Source organism: Nitrobacter winogradskyi Nb-255, from assembly GCF_000012725.1.
In the GTDB taxonomy this organism is placed as follows: Bacteria; Pseudomonadota; Alphaproteobacteria; order Rhizobiales; family Xanthobacteraceae; genus Nitrobacter; species Nitrobacter winogradskyi.
Map to the genome: position 1 here is coordinate 87,683 of NC_007406.1, position 16,100 is coordinate 103,782.

Consider the following 16,100-nt stretch of genomic DNA (forward strand, 5'->3'; position numbering starts at 1 on the left):
AGCGAACCCGACCGCCGATTGCAAAATTTCCGCACAGGGACCATTTTAGGGGCCGGAGCGTGCTAGCGTGACGGTTCAGACTTTGCTTCGTCTCGGCGCTTTCGCCTCGGCGAAATCCCAGCGAGTTGCCGATGACGGGGTTTACGTCTCGGAGTGCTGGCCAAGCATCGGCGAACGTCGGATAACGGCACCAGACCGCTCATTCCGGGGACATCAGGCGAGGATCACGTGACCATAGTCGAGCACGACGGCGGGCCGCCACCACAGGCGCCGGATCTGATCAACGAGACGACGACGCAGACCTTCATGAAGGATGTCGTCGAGGAATCGATGCACCAGCCGGTGCTGGTCGATTTCTGGGCGCCGCGGAGCGGACCGAGCCGCCAACTGAGCCCGCTGCTGGAAAAGGCGGTGCGCGCCGCCGCCGGCAAGGTCAAGCTGGCGAAGATGAATATCGATCAGCATCCCGCCATCTTTCAGCAGCTCGCGGCCCAGATCGGCAGCCATTCGATCCCGGCGGTGTTCGCCTTCGTCGGCGGGCGGCCGGTCGATTATTTCACAGGCGCGGTCCCCGAAAGCCAGGTCAAGGACTTCATCGACAAGCTGACGCAAGGCGCGGGGGCGGCGCCGGGCGCCCCTAACATCGAAGAGATCCTGCAAGAGGCTGACGCCGCGCTCGCTGCAGGCGATCCGGCCACCGCGGCCGCGGTTTATGCCGAGGCTCTCGGGATCGACGCCGCCAATCTTCGGGCGATCGCCGGGCTGGCGCGCTGCTATGCCAGCACCGGCGCGATCGACAAGGCCAAGCAAACGCTCGCGCTGGTTCCGGAATCGAAGCGTGGCGACGCCGCCGTGACAACCGTTCAGGCCATGATCGACCTTGCCGAACAGGCGAGCTCGCTTGGACCGATCGCCGAGCTTGAGCAGAAGGTCGCGGCCGACCCGCTCGATCATCAGGCACGCTTCGACCTGGCTACGGCATTGAACGCCGGCGGCAAACGCAGCGAGGCCACCGATCACCTGCTTGAAATCGTGAAGCGCGATCGCAAATGGAACGATGATGCCGCCCGCAAGCAGCTTGTGCAGTTTTTCGAGGCATGGGGCGCCACAGACGAGGCCACCGTGGAGGGGCGCAAACGACTGTCGACGATTCTGTTTTCCTAAAGCGGGGATGAGGAAAAGTGTGGTGCGGTTTCCGCCCTCATCCCGCGTCTCAGAATACTGCAATCGATCACGTTCATGGTTCTGGATCGAATCGATCAAAACTATTCGATCAAAACCATCGTGATCTAGCGCCGGACCAACCCATGCCCATCAACGCCGATTACCGTGGTCCCGCCGACCTTCCCGAAGTGATACCGGTGTTTCCGCTGCCCGGCGCGCTGCTGCTGCCGCGCGGGCAAATGCCGCTCAACATCTTCGAAATGCGCTATCTCGCAATGGTCGACGACGCGTTGCGGGACGGCCATCGCCTGATCGGCATGATCCAGCCCGACCTCACCCATTCCGCGAGCGAGGACAAGCCGGAGCTGTTTCATGTCGGCTGCGCCGGACGCATCACCCAGTTCGCCGAATCCGGCGACGGCCGCTATATCCTCGAACTCACCGGGGTGTCGCGTTTCAAGGTCGTGGAAGAACTGACGGTGCTGACGCCCTACCGCCAGTGCAAGGTCGATTTCTTCGCTTACGCCGACGATCTGACCGCGCGCAAGGGCGAGGACGAGGTCGACCGCAAGCGGCTGCTCGAAGTGCTGACCGATTTTCTCAAGGTCAACAATCTGAAGGTGGACTGGAACGGCATCGAGAACGCCCCGAACGAGGCGCTGGTCAACGCGCTGGCGATGATGTCGCCCTACGGCCCCCCCGAGAAGCAAGCAATGCTGGAGGCGGCCGACCTGAAAACCCGCGCGGAAATTCTGATCGCCGTCACCGAAATGGACCTCGCGAAGAAGCGCACCAGCGGCGACCCCGGATTGCAGTAGACAGGCAAGCGCCTGACCTGACCTCTCGAAGAGACCCGCATGACACCGCCTCACTCCGATCGTCCCGAAGATACCGCCGATCCAAAGCTTTTGGAGATTCTAGTCTGCCCGGTCACCAAGGGTCCGCTGGAACTGGACGGCGCGCGGCGGGAATTGATTTCACGCTCGGCGAAGCTGGCCTATCCGATCCGCGACGGCATTCCGATCATGCTGCCGGAAGAGGCAAGGAAGATCGAGTGAGACGATGCACGTCGCGTCGTTTCAAAAAAATTATCTCGCAACAACAAGCGTAACAAATCGTCATAGCGCGTCGCTGTCGGTCTCGCCGGTGCGGATGCGCAGGGCGTGATCGATCGGCAGCACAAAGAGCTTGCCGTCGCCGATCTGGCCGGTGCGTGCGGCGGCGGCGATGGCCTCGACAGCCTTGTCCGCGAGTTCCGACGCCACCGCGACCTCGATCCTCAGCTTGGGCAGGAAGTTCACGACGTATTCGGCGCCGCGATAGATCTCTGTATGACCTTTCTGACGTCCATAGCCCTTGACCTCTGTCACGGTCATGCCGTGCACGCCGAGCGCGGTCAGCGCCTCCCGGACCTCGTCAAGCTTGAAGGGTTTGATAATGGCGACGACGAGTTTCATGGTCCGGCCTCTTTAATGTTGCTCGGCAATCCGGTGATAACCGGATACGTTCCGGCCAATCTGCCATCTTTCGCGGTCGCGAGCACCGCGAATTTGCAGATCACAACATGCGCGCGAATTGGCCGCCGCCGCGCCAACGGGCCGGATTTTTTCATGAACCAGCGGCGTCTTCTTTCCGACCAATCATCGTTTCCGGCGGCGAGGCCGTAGGATTTGAGGGGCATGCATGCCGAATCGTCAGTGGTTTTTTGCTTCCGGTAATACTCAGCAGGGTCCGTATTCCCAAGACCAGTTGCGGGATTTCATCGCTCGCGGCGCGGTCAGAGCCGACACGCGCGTCTGGACCGAGGGCATGTCGGACTGGCAGAGAGCGGGCGATATTCCGGGCCTCCTGTCCGGCGGTTCGGCCGCTCCGGCTATGCCGCCGGCCTCGGCGCGTGAGAGCGAGCCGCTGGCCAGGGGCACCGAACCCATCGGCGCTCCGCTGTCCGTGGATCTCAACATCTGGGGGCTGCTTGGACGCACCCTGATCTTCGTGATCGGCTTTCTGCTGGTTCTTCCGGCGCCGTGGGTGGCCACCAGCTTCTACGGATGGCTCATCTCTCGGGTGCGGGTGCCGCAGCGTCCCAACCTGAGCTTTACGGGCCAGCCGACGGACATCTGGTGGGTGTTCGTGCTGCTCGCGCTGTGCGCCTACTCCGGCCTGACCGACATACCCTATATCGGGATCATTCTGATTCCGGTGCAGGCCTGGCTGTCGTGGATGACGATCAAATGGGTCGTGGCGAACATCAGCGCCAACGGGCAGCCGCTTCGCCTTTCATTCCGGGGCGAGGCGTTGCATTACATCGGCTGGTTCGTGCTGCTCAACCTCTCCTTCATCACCATCATCGGCTGGGCATGGGTCACCACGGCGATGACGCGCTGGATGTTCCGCAACATCGACGGCACCCGGCGCGAGATCATCTTCAACGCCAGCGGCCTTGAAGTGTTGTGGCGAACGGTGGTGGTTGCGATCGGCTGCATCCTGATCATCCCGATCCCGTGGGTGCTGGGCTGGATCGCGCGCTGGTACGTCTCGCAGGTCGCGCTGGCGCCGCGGACGGCATGATGCGGATTACAATAGCGTTTTCAAGCGAAGCATGTCCTCGGGCTAGACCCGAGGATGGAAACCGGTTCGCGTGAAGAAAACGCGTTAAATCAACGTTATGAAGCCTCGCTTCTGATTCCATCAGAAGCGAAAATGCTCGAGCTCCGCTCACGCACCGAGCCTTCCTGCGCCACCGAAGCGATCAGCGTGCCGTCCTGCCTAAAGATCAGGCCGCGCGCGAGGCCACGTCCGCTCTGCGCGCTCGGCGAATCCTGCGCATAGAGCAGCCATTCGTCGGCGCGAAACGGGCGGTGAAACCACATGGCGTGATCGAGCGAGGCCGCCAACATGTGCTTGTCGAACAGGGTGCGGCCGTAGCGCGCCATCACCGCATCCAGCAGCGCGAAATCCGACGCATAGGCCAGCGCGCACATGTGCAGCGCCGGGTCGTCGGGCAGGTTCGACGCGGTGCGGATCCAGACATGGACGCGGCCGTCCTCGATCCGCTCGCCGAAGTAGCGGTTGAGCTCGACCGGGCGCAGTTCGATCGGCCGGTCCGATTCATAGTAACGGCGGATGAACTCCGGCATCTCCTTGAACGTCGGCTGCTTGGCGAATTCCTCCGGCGAAAGCTGCTCGGGCGGCGGCACGTCCGGCATCTTCTCCTGATGATTGAAGGCGCCCTCCTCGTCCACATGGAACGAGACCATGATCGAGAAGATGGCGCGGCCGTGCTGGATCGCGGTGACGCGCCGCGTCGAATAGCTCCTGCCGTCGCGCAGCCGCTCCACCTGATAGATGATCGGAACGGCGGGGTCGCCCGGCAGGATGAAATAGCAATGCAGCGAGTGCGGCAGGCGGCCTTCCACGGTGCGGCAGGCCGCCGCCATCGCCTGCCCGATCACCTGCCCGCCGAACACCCGCTGCCAGCCGGTCTTCGGGCTGCCGCCGCGAAACAGGTTTTCCTCGATCGGCTCCAGATCGAGGATCGAGATCAGATCGGTCAGGCTTTCGGACATCGGGGCGCTTTCAACGTGAACTGATGCGTTGTCATATCGTTAGTCCGGGTTCGCGGCTTCCAAGCGCCTGAAACGACGATACGGTCCAGGCGGTTGCTAAGGAAGCAACGTTTGGAAACCCGTTTAGCCCGACTATACTGTAGTGGCACAGGAGCAAGGCGTAGGTACCATGACGACACGACAGAGCATTGTCATCTGCGGCGGCGCATTTGCCGGTCTGGCGCTGGCGCTGGCGCTGCGCCAGGGGCTCGGCAACGAAATTCCGATCGTGGTCGCCGATCCGATGCTGGCGAACCGGCCGAGCCGCGATCCGCGCGCCACCGCCATCGTGGCGGCGTGCCGCCGCCTGTTCGAGGCGCTCGGGGTCTGGGACGAAGTGGCCGCGACCGCGCAGCCGATGCTTGACATGGTGGTCACCGATTCGAAGCTTGAGGACGCCACCCGTCCGGTGTTCCTGACCTTCGCCGGCGACGTCCAGCCCGGCGAGCCGTTCGCGCATATGGTGGAGAACCGCTATCTGATCGAGGCGCTGGCGTCGCGCGCGGAAACCGCGGGCGTTGACCTGCGCGCCACGGCGGTGACGGGAAACGACGCGAAGCCCGGCGGCGTCACCGTCTCGCTGGCCGACGGCTCCACGATCGAGGCGAGCCTTCTGGTCGCGGCCGACGGCGCACGCTCGAAGCTGCGCGAGCGCGCCGGGATCGCCACCCACGGCTGGGAATATGATCAGTCCGGCATCGTCGTCACCGTCGGCCATGAGCGCGATCATCAGGGCCGCGCCGAAGAGCATTTTCTTCCCGCCGGGCCGTTCGCGATCCTGCCGCTGACGGGCAGGCGCTCGTCGCTGGTGTGGACCGAGAAGCGGGCGGACGCCGCGCGCATCGTCGCGCTTGCGGAAGAAGAATTTCACGCCGAGCTGGAGCAGCGCTTCGGCCTTCACCTCGGCGAGGTCAGGGCGCTCGACAAGCCGCGCGCGTTTCCGCTTCAGTATTTCGTCGCGCGTTCATTCATCGCGGAGCGGCTGGCGCTGGTGGGCGACGCGGCGCATGTGATCCATCCGATCGCGGGACAGGGTCTCAACCTCGGACTGAAGGATGTCGCGGCGCTTGCCGAGGTCGTGGTCGATGCCGTCAGGCTCGGCATCGATCCGGGGCAGGCGGACGTGCTGGAGCGCTATCAGCGCTGGCGGCGCTTCGACACCATGGCGATGGGCTTGGCCACCAACACGCTTAACGTGCTGTTCTCCAACGAATCGACGCTGTTGCGCGGCGTGCGCGACATCGGGCTCGGTCTGGTCGACCGAATGCCGCCTTTGAAGAACGCCTTCATTCGCCAGGCGGCCGGACTGACCGGCGAGGTGCCGCGGCTGTTGAAGGGCGAGGTGTTGTAGGGTGGTGAGAGCGGCGTACTTGAGCGATAAAGTCCTGTAAGCGCTTGGTCTTTATGGTTTTCGAGAGTCGCGTCTAACATCTTGGAATCACAATCGATTCAGTTGACTTATTATTATAAGCCTCTAAGTACGAGGTGAAGGGGCGCTTTCGCGCCCCTTCGGTAATGAGGTGTTTCGGAAATGACTTCGACGCGCGAACGCCGAAGCCATCACCACGGTGGCGGGATCGTTTCCCATCACCGTGCGCGCCGAACTCGCGTCGCCCTCTACTATGTCTGGCGACATAGTGGCTTTTCCTTTCCCCAACGCTGACGCTCGTTGGAAGCGACCCTTTGCAAGGTGCAGGCCCCGAACCATTCGGGGCCTAAACTTTTAGTCGCGCCTCTCAACAAACAGCGAAGGTTGCTGGGGCAGCAGGAACCACTTCTTTCCTCTCAGACCGATCTTATGATCGCGATCTTTCAGCCTAGATAGTTGAGGCGACAAACTGGACCGAATGATCCGGTCGCCGAAGTATCTCGTGTTTATCTCCGCTAGAATTTCAAGTGCCGTCAGGCCTTCCGGCCGATCCTTAAGGACTTCAACCACTGCTTCCATGATGGTGATCTGAGGCCGCTTGTCTGCGTCCTCCACCGCTTTGAGGGCGAGATTGATTTTCTCGATATCGCTCGCCAGCTCGGCGAGGCGTTGCTGTTTCTCGTACATTTCGAAGCGCATCGCTTTGATGTCGGTTTCTAGCGGACGATAAACTTTGAGCAGGGCCTCTCTTTCCTCCAGAAGCATGTCTCTAAATTTGCTCATGGGACGGATTTAGGTGAGTCGCCGACTGATTTCAAGTCTTCAACCATATTTGAATTAGAGAAGCCAACGGGAATCCGTTAACCATAACGAATCATTAATCGGATTCCAATAAAAAGTTGGCACGATCTGTGCTACGCGCGCGGTAGTAGTTTAGATCCTGTGTTATAGGTTTGTATTCCTACAATAGGTAGCAAAGGAGCATTATAACCTTGACAAAGCAGATACCATGATTAGTAGTAAAGCCGCCCCGCAAGGGGATGGCGCGCCCGATGTTTCCTATCGTGGTGTTGTGCTCCCAGCGGGCATGACGCCAGCTTGCTTGGATGAGGTGTCTCGAATCATCAACGCCCATCAGCACGAAGACTGCGACGACTTAGACGCTGATTGCGCGGTCAAGGTGTTCGAAGCTGTGCGAGCACATCGGGAGTCATGATTTTCTTTGTGACTCTGGCGAGTTCAAAGTGTTTCTTATTTGTCTCATCCGCGAAGCTGATCAACATCCCAACACTGCCGATATGCATGCTGGCCTTATAGGTATCCTGTGATTCGGCTTTGATGGAGCGCCAAACCCCCTTCTTTGTCTTTGGGTCAAAGCTAGCAAGGATAGAGTGCAGGAAAATATTTCTAGTTCGGCTTAGACTGAGTATTGGCCCAGCCAGACATCGAAACTCGTCAGCGAAGACACTCAGGACAGGGTGTTGGTTAAACCATCTTTTAAGCAGCTTAATTTTGCTTTTGAAGCCTACTGGGTGATCTGGTTCATATAGGTTCTTGGAATAATGGGGCCGGTTTAAAAACATCAGAACCATGTCCAGGTGCATCTCTAGCCGCATCCAGGAACTGGATGCTATGCCAAGCGCTTTGAATAGTTCGCCTGCGGTTTCTATATCTGACGGGCTATCAAGTGGGGTGCCGGTTAGTGTGATAGACAGAATGTCGGCATCAGTGGGCTCGGACATGGCAAAAACCCCCGTAAAGGAAATAGAGTTTCACCCTGACGCGATGCAGCGCTTTGAGCGCGCCGTGAATGTGGTCGCGAAAAGCCCGCCGCAGCATCGGGCAAAGGAAAAGCCGAAGGGGAAGAAGGCGACGAAGAAGAAAGCGGTTAAATGACTGCGCAACGACGGGCGCGCGCAATCGAGCTATCTGCCCGCTTCGCCTCAATAGGCGAGGATGCAATGGTGAGCGTTGCGCGGGCAGATTTGTTCTATGAGTTTCTTAGCGGGTCTCTGCCTGCGCGGCGATCCGCTGCTGGGCTTCCTTTACCTGCTGAATTTCCATCAAAATGCGCCCAAGCGTCTGATTTATTGCCTGAAGTGCCTGAACCTTCTGACTCTCGTAAGCGTCGTTAGCCATTCCATTCTCCGAGGTTGTGATCATGAACGCCCACAATCTAGGAGTCTGGAATGGCTGGAGTCGAGTCGCTTGGCTATTTTGTCCTCCAGTATTTGACAAGCTTTCGGCTTAGGTTTGGGTTGTTTACGCTTCCAGCGCAGGAAGCGTAGCGCCTTAAGTTTGAACGTCCTTTGAGTTAGGCCGTCGATACGTTAATCGTTTTCCAACGATGCCCTTAGCCAGTTCGTTGGCGCGGTCAGTATCATTTACGCCTAACGCGATGCGGTTGTTGTAGCGGAAATCAAACTCCGCGAGGTAGCGGTGCAGATGTTTTTCGGAGCAATGCTGATAGGTGCCGCGCATACCGCGCTTGAAAACTGAGAAGTAGCTTTCAATCGTGTTAGTCGTCACATCGCCGCGCGCATATTCTTTTGCGCCGTGGTTGACGGTCTCATGTGCGGCGAAGTCAGCGCCAACTTTGGTGTAGAGGCGGCTTTCATCGGTTTGTAATCGGCTTTCCTTGTGAACGTTCGCGTTTACAATACAGGCCACAGTTGAACTATCCGCAACCGCGACATGAAACGAACGAACGTTACCGCCGCGCTCTACAAGGGAAACGATAGGGCGGTCATTTTTAATCTTGCGATTTTTGGTGAAGGTACGGCCCTTGCGCTGCGGTGAGACGCGCTGAGTGTCGGCTTTGCCGAAATAGGTCTCATCGGCCTCAACGATTTTGCCTTCGCCACCAAGCGGCTCAAGTCCGCCTGTACGCATTGCCTCACGCAAGCGGTGCATCAGGAACCAAGTAGATTTGTAGCTAATACCCAACATGCGGTGAACCTGATGCGCGCTCACGCCTTTCTTGGAAGCGGTCATGAGGAAAAGCGCGGCAAGCCACTTAGTCAGCGGGATTTTGGAGCGCTCGAAAACGGTGCCCACGGTCACGGTGAACTGTTCGCGACAGGCGGGTTCGTTGCACTGGTACACGCCGGGGCGGTGCGCCTTGCCCTCAAGTTTAGTGATCTTTTCCTGATCGGCGTTTCCGCAATGCGGGCAGACCCGACCGTTGGCCCAAACGCGCGCTTCAAGCCAATCGCGGGCCTTGGTCTCGTCTTGGAAAATAGGGTTTTTTAGTAGATCGGTCATGGGCTTGCTCCAATACGAGCAATCTACCCAATGCTACTCTGCTTTGTCAAGGTTATAATGCTGTAGCAAAGCTTAGAATGGAGGAGGCGAAAGCTGGGATACGACGGGCTCAAATGTTCTCCGAGGTTACAACAGAACAAAACAAGAAAATACGCTCTTTCACCGATGGTTAATCGTGTCTTAACCCCGCCGCAGCTAAGGTTGCTCAGCCCTCTTTCGTCCGGCCTCGACCTGCGGCCGAACGTGTTGAAAGTATTGATGCTTAACCGATGGCAACCCCCGCTTCATCGCGCGCGGCGCAAGGCGACGCCAGCCCGACCCAGCTCGACGCCGGCGCGTTCCTGTCCGCCGCCGGCCCGGCCGCGCTGACGGCTGCAAGCGAGCGGTCGCCATTCGCGCGGACGGCGGAGCTGCTTGCGCCCTACCAGCCGGAACAATCCCTGATCAACCTGTCGCTGGGCGAGCCGCAGGACCCGCCGCCCGATTTCGTCGGCCCGATCCTGTCCCGGCATATCGACGAGTTCAGGCGATACCCGATGGCGCGGGGGATCGAGCCGTTCCGCCGCGCCGCCGCCGAATGGCTGTCGCGGCGCTTCGCGCTGCCGCGCGCGATCGATCCCGATGCCGAGATCCTGGCGCTGAACGGCAGCCGCGAGGGGCTGTTTTACGCCGCGATCGCCGCCGCGCGCTACGTCGCGCCGCGCAAGGGCGCGCCGGCCATCCTGATGCCGAATCCTTTCTACCCGGCCTATGGCGCGGGCGCGCGCGCCGCCAATTGCGAAGCCATTTTCCTGCCGGCCACGCGCGCCAACGGCTTCCTGCCCGACCTCGATTCTCTCGATGACGCCACGCTGGCGCGGACGGTCGCGATCTATCTCGCCTCGCCCGCCAATCCGCAAGGCGCGGTGGCCTCGCGCGATTACCTCTCGCGCCTGATCGCGCTGGCGCGCCGTCACGGCTTCCTGGTGTTCTCGGACGAATGCTACTCGGAGATCTACACGCAAAGTCCGCCCGGCAGCGCGCTGGAATGCGCGGGGCCGGACTTCGCCCACGTGGTCGCGTTCCAGTCGCTCTCCAAACGCTCGAACCTGCCGGGGCTGCGCGTGGGCTTCGTCGCCGGAGACCGGAATTTCCTCACCGCGTTCCATGAACTGCGCAACGTCGCCGCGCCGCAGGTGCCGGCGCCGCTGCAGCATGTCGGCGCGGCGGCCTATGGCGACGAGGCGCATGTGGAGGAGAACCGAAGGCTCTACCGGCTCAAGTTCGATCTCGCCGACGGGATCATCGGGACCCGTTTCGGTTATGCGAGGCCCGCCGGCGGCTTCTGCCTCTGGCTGGATGTCTCCGCATATGGCGGCGACGAGGCCGCGACGATCAGGCTTTACAGGGAGGCCGGCCTCCGCGTCGTGCCCGGAAGCTATCTGGCGCGTCCGCAAGGTGACGGCGGCAATCCCGGCGCGGGCTATATCCGCCTGGCGCTGGTGGCGGACATCGAAACCACGGCCGAGGCGTTGCGTCGGCTGGTGAAAACACTCGGTTAGTCGCGGGGCACCATGAGCATGGCAGCGATCGAACGTCTTCTTCCCATCGTCGATCAGATACCGCCGTCGATCCGCGAGCCGCTCGCCCGTCGCCTGCGCGAACTGACCGGGCTCGGCCTGATCGGATTGTCGGGCGCGGCCGCAGCCGCGCTGATGACGTGGTCGGTGCAGGACCCGAGCCTGAGCCACGCCACCTCGCGCCCGATCCACAACGTCCTCGGCTATCCCGGCGCGATCGGCGCGGATCTTCTGATGCAGCTTCTCGGTCTCGGCGCGATCATGCTGATCCTGCCGGTGGCGATCTGGGGATGGCGGATGCTGACCCATCGCCCGTTCGACCGCGAGGCTTCGCGTCTCGCCTGCTGGATTCTCTGCACCACATCCGCCGCCGGCTTCGCCAGTTGCTGGCCTCATAACGGCGCCTGGCCGCTGCCCACCGGTCTCGGTGGCGTGGTCGGCGACGCGCTGGTGCGGGCGCCCGCGATCCTGTTCGGCCCGGCGGGCGTGCTGCAAAGCATCCTGCTCGGCGCGATCATGCTTCTGGTCATGGCGGCGACGTTCCTATGGGCCAGCGGCATACGATCGCGGCCGGCCGAAGAATTGCCCGAAATCGAGGACGACGCGCCTTTCGATGAGGGCGACGACCACGCCTCGGTCTCGCTGGGCTGGGCGGTTCACGCGCTGATGAGCGCGAAGGCGCGGCTCAAGCGCCTGAAGATCGGCGCGCTGCTTGCGCTCGCCTACAAGTCGCTGGTGTCGAGCGCGCCACGGAATTCCGGTGCGCTGGCGTTCGAGCGTCAGGAGCCCGTTCTCGGCGGCGGACCCGTCGCTCCCTCCCTGGCGCCGGGTCGCGCGGGCCATGACGACGACATCGATGACGAGCCTGACGACGATCCGGAGGACGAAGCGGAAGACGAGGAGGACAACGATGCGCCGCCGGTTGTCGCCGCGCCGCGCCGGAAGGCCGCTCCCCGCCAGCCCGCGAAGAAGGCCGGCAAGTTCGAGCTGCCCTCTGTCAACGTTCTGAGCGCGCCGCGCGCCTCCGACCGCCAGCCGCTCAGCAAGTCCGAGCTGGAAGCGAATTCCCGGGCGCTGGAAGGCGTGCTTGGCGACTTCGGCGTGCGCGGCGAGATCGTGAAAGCCAATCCCGGACCGGTGGTGACGCTGTATGAACTGGAGCCCGCGCCCGGCATCAAGTCGGCGCGCGTCATCGGCCTCGCCGACGATATCGCCCGCTCGATGAGCGCGCTGTCCGCGCGCGTCGCCGTCGTTCCCGGCCGCAACGCCATCGGCATCGAACTGCCGAACGCGCATCGCGAGAAGGTGTACCTGCGGGAGCTGCTCACTGCCAGGGAGGCGACCGAGTCGGTCGCCAAGCTGCCGCTCTGCCTCGGCAAGACCATCGGCGGCGACCCCGTCATCATCGATCTCGCGCGCACCCCGCACATGCTGATCGCCGGCACCACCGGTTCCGGCAAATCGGTCGCGATCAACACCATGATTCTCAGCCTGCTGTACCGGCTGCGGCCCGATCAGTGCCGTCTCATCATGGTCGATCCGAAGATGCTCGAACTCTCGGTCTATGACGGCATCCCGCATCTGCTGACGCCGGTCGTCACCGACCCGAAGAAGGCGGTGGTCGCGCTGAAATGGGCCGTGCGCGAGATGGAAGAGCGCTACAAGAAGATGGCCAAGCTCGGCGTGCGCAACATCGACGGCTACAATACCCGTCTCGTCGACGCCAAGGCCAAGGGCGAGGAACTGACCCGCACGGTGCATACCGGCTTCGACAAGGAAACCGGCAAGGCGATCTACGAGGAAGAGAAGCTGGAATTCGAGCCGCTGCCCTTCATCGTCATCATCGTGGATGAAATGGCCGACCTGATGATGGTCGCTGGCAAGGATATCGAGGGCGCGGTCCAGCGACTTGCGCAGATGGCGCGCGCCGCCGGCCTTCATGTTATTCTCGCGACCCAGCGCCCGTCGGTCGACGTCATCACCGGCACCATCAAGGCCAACTTCCCGACCCGCATCGCCTTCCAGGTGACGTCGAAGATCGACAGCCGCACCATTCTCGGCGAAATGGGCGCCGAGCAATTGCTCGGCCAGGGCGACATGCTCTACATGGCGGGCGGTGGTCGCATCTCGCGCGTGCACGGGCCGTTTGCGTCGGATGAAGAAGTCGAGAAGGTGGTCCGCCACCTCAAGACGCAGGGCGCGCCCGAGTATCTCGAGGCGGTCACGGCTGAAGAACCCGCCGAGGGCGAGGATGGCGCGGTGTTCGACGGCACGAGCATGGGCAGCGACGGCGGCGGCGATCTGTTCGCGCAGGCGGTCGCGATCGTGAAGCGCGACCGCAAGGCCTCGACCAGCTACATTCAGCGCCGTCTCCAGATCGGCTACAATCGCGCCGCTTCGCTGATGGAGCGCATGGAACTCGAAGGCATCGTCGGGCAGGCCAATCACGCAGGAAAGCGCGAAATCCTGATCGAGGAAGAAGAAGGCCAATTCTGATCATGACGATCACGATGATCAGGTTTTTCGGAGTCGCGAAATCGCCACAGCGCTGCGCGAGACCCATTCGACCGCGCGTCGCGGATGTGAATGTTAGAATCGGACCACTAGAGCGTTTTCGAGCGAAGCATGTCCCCGGGCTTGAGCCCTAAGGATGGAGTCCGGTTCGCGTGAAGAAAGCGCTTCAGAACAATATCTGAGTGCCCCGCTTCTGATTCAATCAGAAGCGGAAAGGCTCTAGAAAGCACACCTCGGGCGGACAGGACGAAACATTGAGCAGAGACGTGACACATCCCGCCGCCAGCCGCCCGATCCGCGTCCGTGCGCGCTTCGTCATGGCCGGACTCGCCGCGGCGCTGACCGCGAGCCTTTTTGTTCCGCCCGCCCTCGCCGAAACCGTGCCGATCCCGCAACCGGCGCCCGAGGTTCTTCGCGCCGCGGAGCCCGCGATTCTGCTGGCTCAGGCCGGCAAGCTTGAGGTCACGGGAACCACGCGGCCGCCCGACCCGATCATTCCCGACCCCCGCCGCAACGTACCGGCCAGTATTTTCGCGACTTTCGACGCGAATCAGAAGGCGGCGGCGGCCCGGGTCAGCAGCTACCTGTCGTCGCTGCGGACGCTTGCCGGAAAGTTCGTGCAGGTAGGTCCTGACGGCAGCCGCTCGACCGGCGAATTCTACATCCAGAAACCGGGCAAGGTACGGTTCGAATACGATCCTCCGTCGCCGATCGCGATGATCTCCGACGGCTCGTCGCTCGTCATTCGCGACACCAGGCTAGCGACGCAGGATGTGTACCCGCTGTCGCAAACGCCGCTGCGCTATCTGTTGTCGGACCGGATCGACCTGATGAGAGACACCAACGTCGTCGCCGTGACGTCGGACGATCTCTACATCAGCGTCATCATCGAGGAGAAGCAGGCGCTGGTCGGCACCTCCCGCCTCATGTTCATGGTCGGCGTCAAGGACGGCAAGCTCAAGCAGTGGACCATCACCGATCCGCAAGGTTACGACACCACGGTGGCGATCTACAATCTGAACCCGACGGCGAAGCTCGATCCCGCGCTGTTCAGAATCAACGGCACCATGCATCCGGCATCGACCAACAATTGAGCGCTGAAGTCCTCTTCCTTTCCCTCTCGCCTTGTGGGAGAGGGTGCCCGAGCATCCGCGAGGGCGGGTGAAGGTAAGAACCATCGACCGTACCAAGCACCCCATGCACCTCACCTTGACCACCTGGAATATCAACTCGGTGCGGCTGCGCATCGATCTGGTCGCCAGGTTTCTGAAAGCGCAGCGGCCGGACGTTCTGTGCCTGCAGGAGACCAAATGCCCCGATGACGCGTTTCCGCTGAAACGCTTTCACCGGCTCGGCTATGAGCACATCGCGCTCAACGGCCAGAAGGGATATCACGGGGTGGCGGTGGTCTCGAAGCTGCCTTTCGACGCCAGCAACATCCGCACATTCTGCGACAAGATCGACTCCCGCCACGTCAGCGTGATCCTCGGCGGCGAGGCGGGTCTCGCCGCGCCGCTGGTGCTGCATAACTTCTACGTGCCCGCGGGCGGCGACATTCCCGATCCCGCGCTCAATCCGAAGTTCGCCCACAAGCTGCAGTTTCTCGACGAGATGAAAGGCTGCGCGCCGCTGCATCCGGACAACGGCGACCGGCATGTGCTGGTCGGCGATCTCAACGTCGCTCCGCATGAGAACGACGTCTGGTCGCACAAACAGCTCCTCAAGATCGTCTCGCACACACCCATCGAATGCGAAAAGCTGCTCGGCGTGCAGGATCGCGGCAACTGGGTCGACATCGCGCGCGCGCGGATCCCGATGTCGGAGAAAGTCTATACGTGGTGGAGCTATCGCGCCGCCGACTGGGTCGCCGCCAATCGCGGCCGCAGGCTCGATCATATCTGGGTCTCGGAGGCGCTGCGCGACGGAATCCGCGACTTCCGCATCACTCGCGACGCCCGCGGCTGGGAGCGTCCATCCGATCATGTCCCGGTGACAGCGGTGATCGAGGTGTGAGCACCTTTGCCGCGGTGGGGTGAGCAACCCGTGTGACGGCAACGCCGCTATAGTCTTTTCGCTTCCGACGAAATCGGAAGCGAGGCTCTGAAAAACGCGATGATCAGCTGCTCAGCTTCGCCGACGCCATCAGGATGTCGCTGGTCGTTTGCCGGGTGCGATTGGCGAATTCATCGCGAAGGCGCTGGGCGGCGGCGGGATAGCTGTCGAGCACGCGCAGAAACAGGGTGCGCGGAATGCGGATGACCATCGAGTATTCACGCGCGATCGCGGTGGCCGGCCGTGATATCGGCACGATCAGGGCCAGTTCGCCGATCAGCGTGCCGCGCTCGGCGACAACTTTCCGATCGCGGCCGTTCGGGACGTGGATGCGGAAGCCGCCTTCCTGAACCACATACCCGCCGTCCGCCTCGTCACCGGCGCGGAACAGGATCGACCCGCTGGCGAACTGCTGCTGCTCGGCGCCGATGGCAAGCACGCGCAGGGCCTCCGCGCCCAGCAGGCGCAGGGTCGGGACGCGCTCGAGCAGGACAACGTCATCGTCGATCGACATGCAAAACCGGTTCGATGATCCATCCCGGATCATCCAGATGCTGTTTTGACGGGAGCCGA

At 61.9% G+C, this 16,100-nt stretch carries 18 protein-coding genes; 10 read left to right on the forward strand and 8 right to left on the reverse strand.

The genetic code is table 11. From position 1 onward, the window contains the following. Positions 1-228 precede the first annotated feature (228 nt). The 3 genes from NWI_RS00390 (at position 229) to NWI_RS00400 (ending at position 2,222) form a co-directional block, all read left to right on the forward strand. Positions 229-1,164 carry a thioredoxin family protein gene (locus NWI_RS00390; RefSeq protein ID WP_041345258.1) on the forward strand — a complete coding sequence of 312 codons (936 nt, stop codon included), beginning with the start codon at positions 229-231 and terminating at the stop codon, positions 1,162-1,164. A 143-nt stretch (positions 1,165-1,307) separates the two neighbouring features. Next, on the forward strand, positions 1,308-1,982 hold the full coding sequence (locus NWI_RS00395; RefSeq protein ID WP_011313411.1) for an LON peptidase substrate-binding domain-containing protein: 675 nt from the start codon (positions 1,308-1,310) through the stop codon (positions 1,980-1,982). Between the two features lie 39 nt (positions 1,983-2,021). After that, complete coding sequence (locus tag NWI_RS00400; RefSeq protein WP_011313412.1) at positions 2,022-2,222, forward strand: Trm112 family protein; 201 nt, start codon at positions 2,022-2,024, stop codon at positions 2,220-2,222. Between the two features lie 60 nt (positions 2,223-2,282). On the opposite strand, the gene NWI_RS00405 is transcribed toward NWI_RS00400, so the two are convergent. Together NWI_RS00405 and NWI_RS17790 are read right to left on the reverse strand one after the other, a co-directional pair. After that, complete coding sequence (locus NWI_RS00405; protein WP_011313413.1) at positions 2,283-2,621, reverse strand: P-II family nitrogen regulator; 339 nt, start codon at positions 2,619-2,621, stop codon at positions 2,283-2,285. A gap of 12 nt (positions 2,622-2,633) precedes the next feature. Then, positions 2,634-2,804, reverse strand: coding sequence for a hypothetical protein (locus NWI_RS17790; protein WP_187147996.1), 171 nt, complete (start codon positions 2,802-2,804; stop codon positions 2,634-2,636). Positions 2,805-2,847: 43 nt separating this feature from the next. Here NWI_RS17790 and NWI_RS00415 point away from each other — a divergent pair, with 43 nt between their 5' ends. After that, a complete protein-coding gene (locus NWI_RS00415) occupies positions 2,848-3,732 on the forward strand; it encodes a DUF4339 domain-containing protein (protein WP_011313414.1) in 885 nt (294 codons plus the stop codon). Between the two features lie 95 nt (positions 3,733-3,827). On the opposite strand, the gene tesB is transcribed toward NWI_RS00415, so the two are convergent. Continuing rightward, positions 3,828-4,730, reverse strand: coding sequence for an acyl-CoA thioesterase II (gene tesB / locus NWI_RS00420; RefSeq protein WP_011313415.1), 903 nt, complete (start codon positions 4,728-4,730; stop codon positions 3,828-3,830). Between the two features lie 169 nt (positions 4,731-4,899). Between tesB and NWI_RS00425 the strand changes: the two genes are divergently transcribed. Next, entirely contained in the window at positions 4,900-6,120 is a 1,221-nt protein-coding gene (locus tag NWI_RS00425; RefSeq protein ID WP_011313416.1) for a ubiquinone biosynthesis hydroxylase, read from the forward strand. Positions 6,121-6,492: 372 nt separating this feature from the next. On the opposite strand, the gene NWI_RS00430 is transcribed toward NWI_RS00425, so the two are convergent. Together NWI_RS00430 and NWI_RS00435 are read right to left on the reverse strand one after the other, a co-directional pair. After that, on the reverse strand, positions 6,493-6,903 hold the full coding sequence (locus NWI_RS00430; protein ID WP_187147997.1) for a hypothetical protein: 411 nt from the start codon (positions 6,901-6,903) through the stop codon (positions 6,493-6,495). A 410-nt stretch (positions 6,904-7,313) separates the two neighbouring features. Further along, positions 7,314-7,880, reverse strand: coding sequence for a hypothetical protein (locus NWI_RS00435; protein WP_041344624.1), 567 nt, complete (start codon positions 7,878-7,880; stop codon positions 7,314-7,316). On the opposite strand from NWI_RS00435, the gene NWI_RS17795 reads away from it, so the two are divergent. Next, positions 7,879-8,034 (forward strand): hypothetical protein, encoded by a 156-nt coding sequence (locus NWI_RS17795; RefSeq protein ID WP_187147998.1) that lies wholly within the window; start codon positions 7,879-7,881, stop codon positions 8,032-8,034. The two genes, NWI_RS00435 and NWI_RS17795, sit on opposite strands and share 2 nt — an antisense overlap. A gap of 105 nt (positions 8,035-8,139) precedes the next feature. Here the strand turns inward: NWI_RS17795 and NWI_RS17800 are convergent, their stop codons facing one another. Both NWI_RS17800 and NWI_RS00440 read right to left on the reverse strand, forming a co-directional pair. Beyond that, the gene (locus NWI_RS17800; protein WP_187147999.1) at positions 8,140-8,277 is read right to left on the reverse strand and encodes a hypothetical protein; all 138 of its coding nucleotides are present in this window, start codon (positions 8,275-8,277) and stop codon (positions 8,140-8,142) included. Between the two features lie 153 nt (positions 8,278-8,430). Then, entirely contained in the window at positions 8,431-9,402 is a 972-nt protein-coding gene (locus NWI_RS00440) for an IS1595-like element ISNwi1 family transposase (protein ID WP_011313418.1), read from the reverse strand. Positions 9,403-9,671: 269 nt separating this feature from the next. Between NWI_RS00440 and NWI_RS00445 the strand changes: the two genes are divergently transcribed. From NWI_RS00445 to NWI_RS00460, 4 genes are all read left to right on the forward strand, one after another. After that, positions 9,672-10,943 (forward strand): aminotransferase class I/II-fold pyridoxal phosphate-dependent enzyme, encoded by a 1,272-nt coding sequence (locus tag NWI_RS00445; protein ID WP_011313419.1) that lies wholly within the window; start codon positions 9,672-9,674, stop codon positions 10,941-10,943. A 12-nt stretch (positions 10,944-10,955) separates the two neighbouring features. Beyond that, positions 10,956-13,457, forward strand: coding sequence for a DNA translocase FtsK (locus tag NWI_RS00450; RefSeq protein WP_011313420.1), 2,502 nt, complete (start codon positions 10,956-10,958; stop codon positions 13,455-13,457). Positions 13,458-13,792: 335 nt separating this feature from the next. Beyond that, positions 13,793-14,569 (forward strand): outer membrane lipoprotein carrier protein LolA, encoded by a 777-nt coding sequence (locus NWI_RS00455; protein WP_011313421.1) that lies wholly within the window; start codon positions 13,793-13,795, stop codon positions 14,567-14,569. A 103-nt stretch (positions 14,570-14,672) separates the two neighbouring features. Then, on the forward strand, positions 14,673-15,488 hold the full coding sequence (locus NWI_RS00460) for an exodeoxyribonuclease III (RefSeq protein ID WP_041344625.1): 816 nt from the start codon (positions 14,673-14,675) through the stop codon (positions 15,486-15,488). Positions 15,489-15,591: 103 nt separating this feature from the next. On the opposite strand, the gene NWI_RS00465 is transcribed toward NWI_RS00460, so the two are convergent. After that, on the reverse strand, positions 15,592-16,041 hold the full coding sequence (locus tag NWI_RS00465; protein ID WP_041344626.1) for a cyclic nucleotide-binding domain-containing protein: 450 nt from the start codon (positions 16,039-16,041) through the stop codon (positions 15,592-15,594). Positions 16,042-16,100 lie beyond the last annotated feature (59 nt).

Excerpts from the sequence above, each read along its gene's own strand:
- NWI_RS00425 (WP_011313416.1), top strand. The coding sequence starts at position 4,900 with ATGACGACACGACAGAGCATTGTCATCTGCGGCGGCGCATTTGCCGGT.
- NWI_RS17800 (WP_187147999.1), bottom strand. The coding sequence starts at position 8,277 with ATGGCTAACGACGCTTACGAGAGTCAGAAGGTTCAGGCACTTCAGGCA.
- NWI_RS00430 (WP_187147997.1), bottom strand. The coding sequence starts at position 6,903 with ATGCTTCTGGAGGAAAGAGAGGCCCTGCTCAAAGTTTATCGTCCGCTA.
- NWI_RS00405 (WP_011313413.1), bottom strand. The coding sequence starts at position 2,621 with ATGAAACTCGTCGTCGCCATTATCAAACCCTTCAAGCTTGACGAGGTC.
- NWI_RS00440 (WP_011313418.1), bottom strand. The coding sequence starts at position 9,402 with ATGACCGATCTACTAAAAAACCCTATTTTCCAAGACGAGACCAAGGCC.
- NWI_RS00465 (WP_041344626.1), bottom strand. The coding sequence starts at position 16,041 with ATGTCGATCGACGATGACGTTGTCCTGCTCGAGCGCGTCCCGACCCTG.
- NWI_RS00400 (WP_011313412.1), top strand. The coding sequence starts at position 2,022 with ATGACACCGCCTCACTCCGATCGTCCCGAAGATACCGCCGATCCAAAG.
- NWI_RS00445 (WP_011313419.1), top strand. The coding sequence starts at position 9,672 with ATGGCAACCCCCGCTTCATCGCGCGCGGCGCAAGGCGACGCCAGCCCG.
- NWI_RS00415 (WP_011313414.1), top strand. The coding sequence starts at position 2,848 with ATGCCGAATCGTCAGTGGTTTTTTGCTTCCGGTAATACTCAGCAGGGT.
- NWI_RS00450 (WP_011313420.1), top strand. The coding sequence starts at position 10,956 with ATGAGCATGGCAGCGATCGAACGTCTTCTTCCCATCGTCGATCAGATA.
- NWI_RS00455 (WP_011313421.1), top strand. The coding sequence starts at position 13,793 with ATGGCCGGACTCGCCGCGGCGCTGACCGCGAGCCTTTTTGTTCCGCCC.
- NWI_RS00395 (WP_011313411.1), top strand. The coding sequence starts at position 1,308 with ATGCCCATCAACGCCGATTACCGTGGTCCCGCCGACCTTCCCGAAGTG.
- tesB (WP_011313415.1), bottom strand. The coding sequence starts at position 4,730 with ATGTCCGAAAGCCTGACCGATCTGATCTCGATCCTCGATCTGGAGCCG.
- NWI_RS00435 (WP_041344624.1), bottom strand. The coding sequence starts at position 7,880 with ATGTCCGAGCCCACTGATGCCGACATTCTGTCTATCACACTAACCGGC.
- NWI_RS00460 (WP_041344625.1), top strand. The coding sequence starts at position 14,673 with ATGCACCTCACCTTGACCACCTGGAATATCAACTCGGTGCGGCTGCGC.
- NWI_RS17795 (WP_187147998.1), top strand. The coding sequence starts at position 7,879 with ATGGCAAAAACCCCCGTAAAGGAAATAGAGTTTCACCCTGACGCGATG.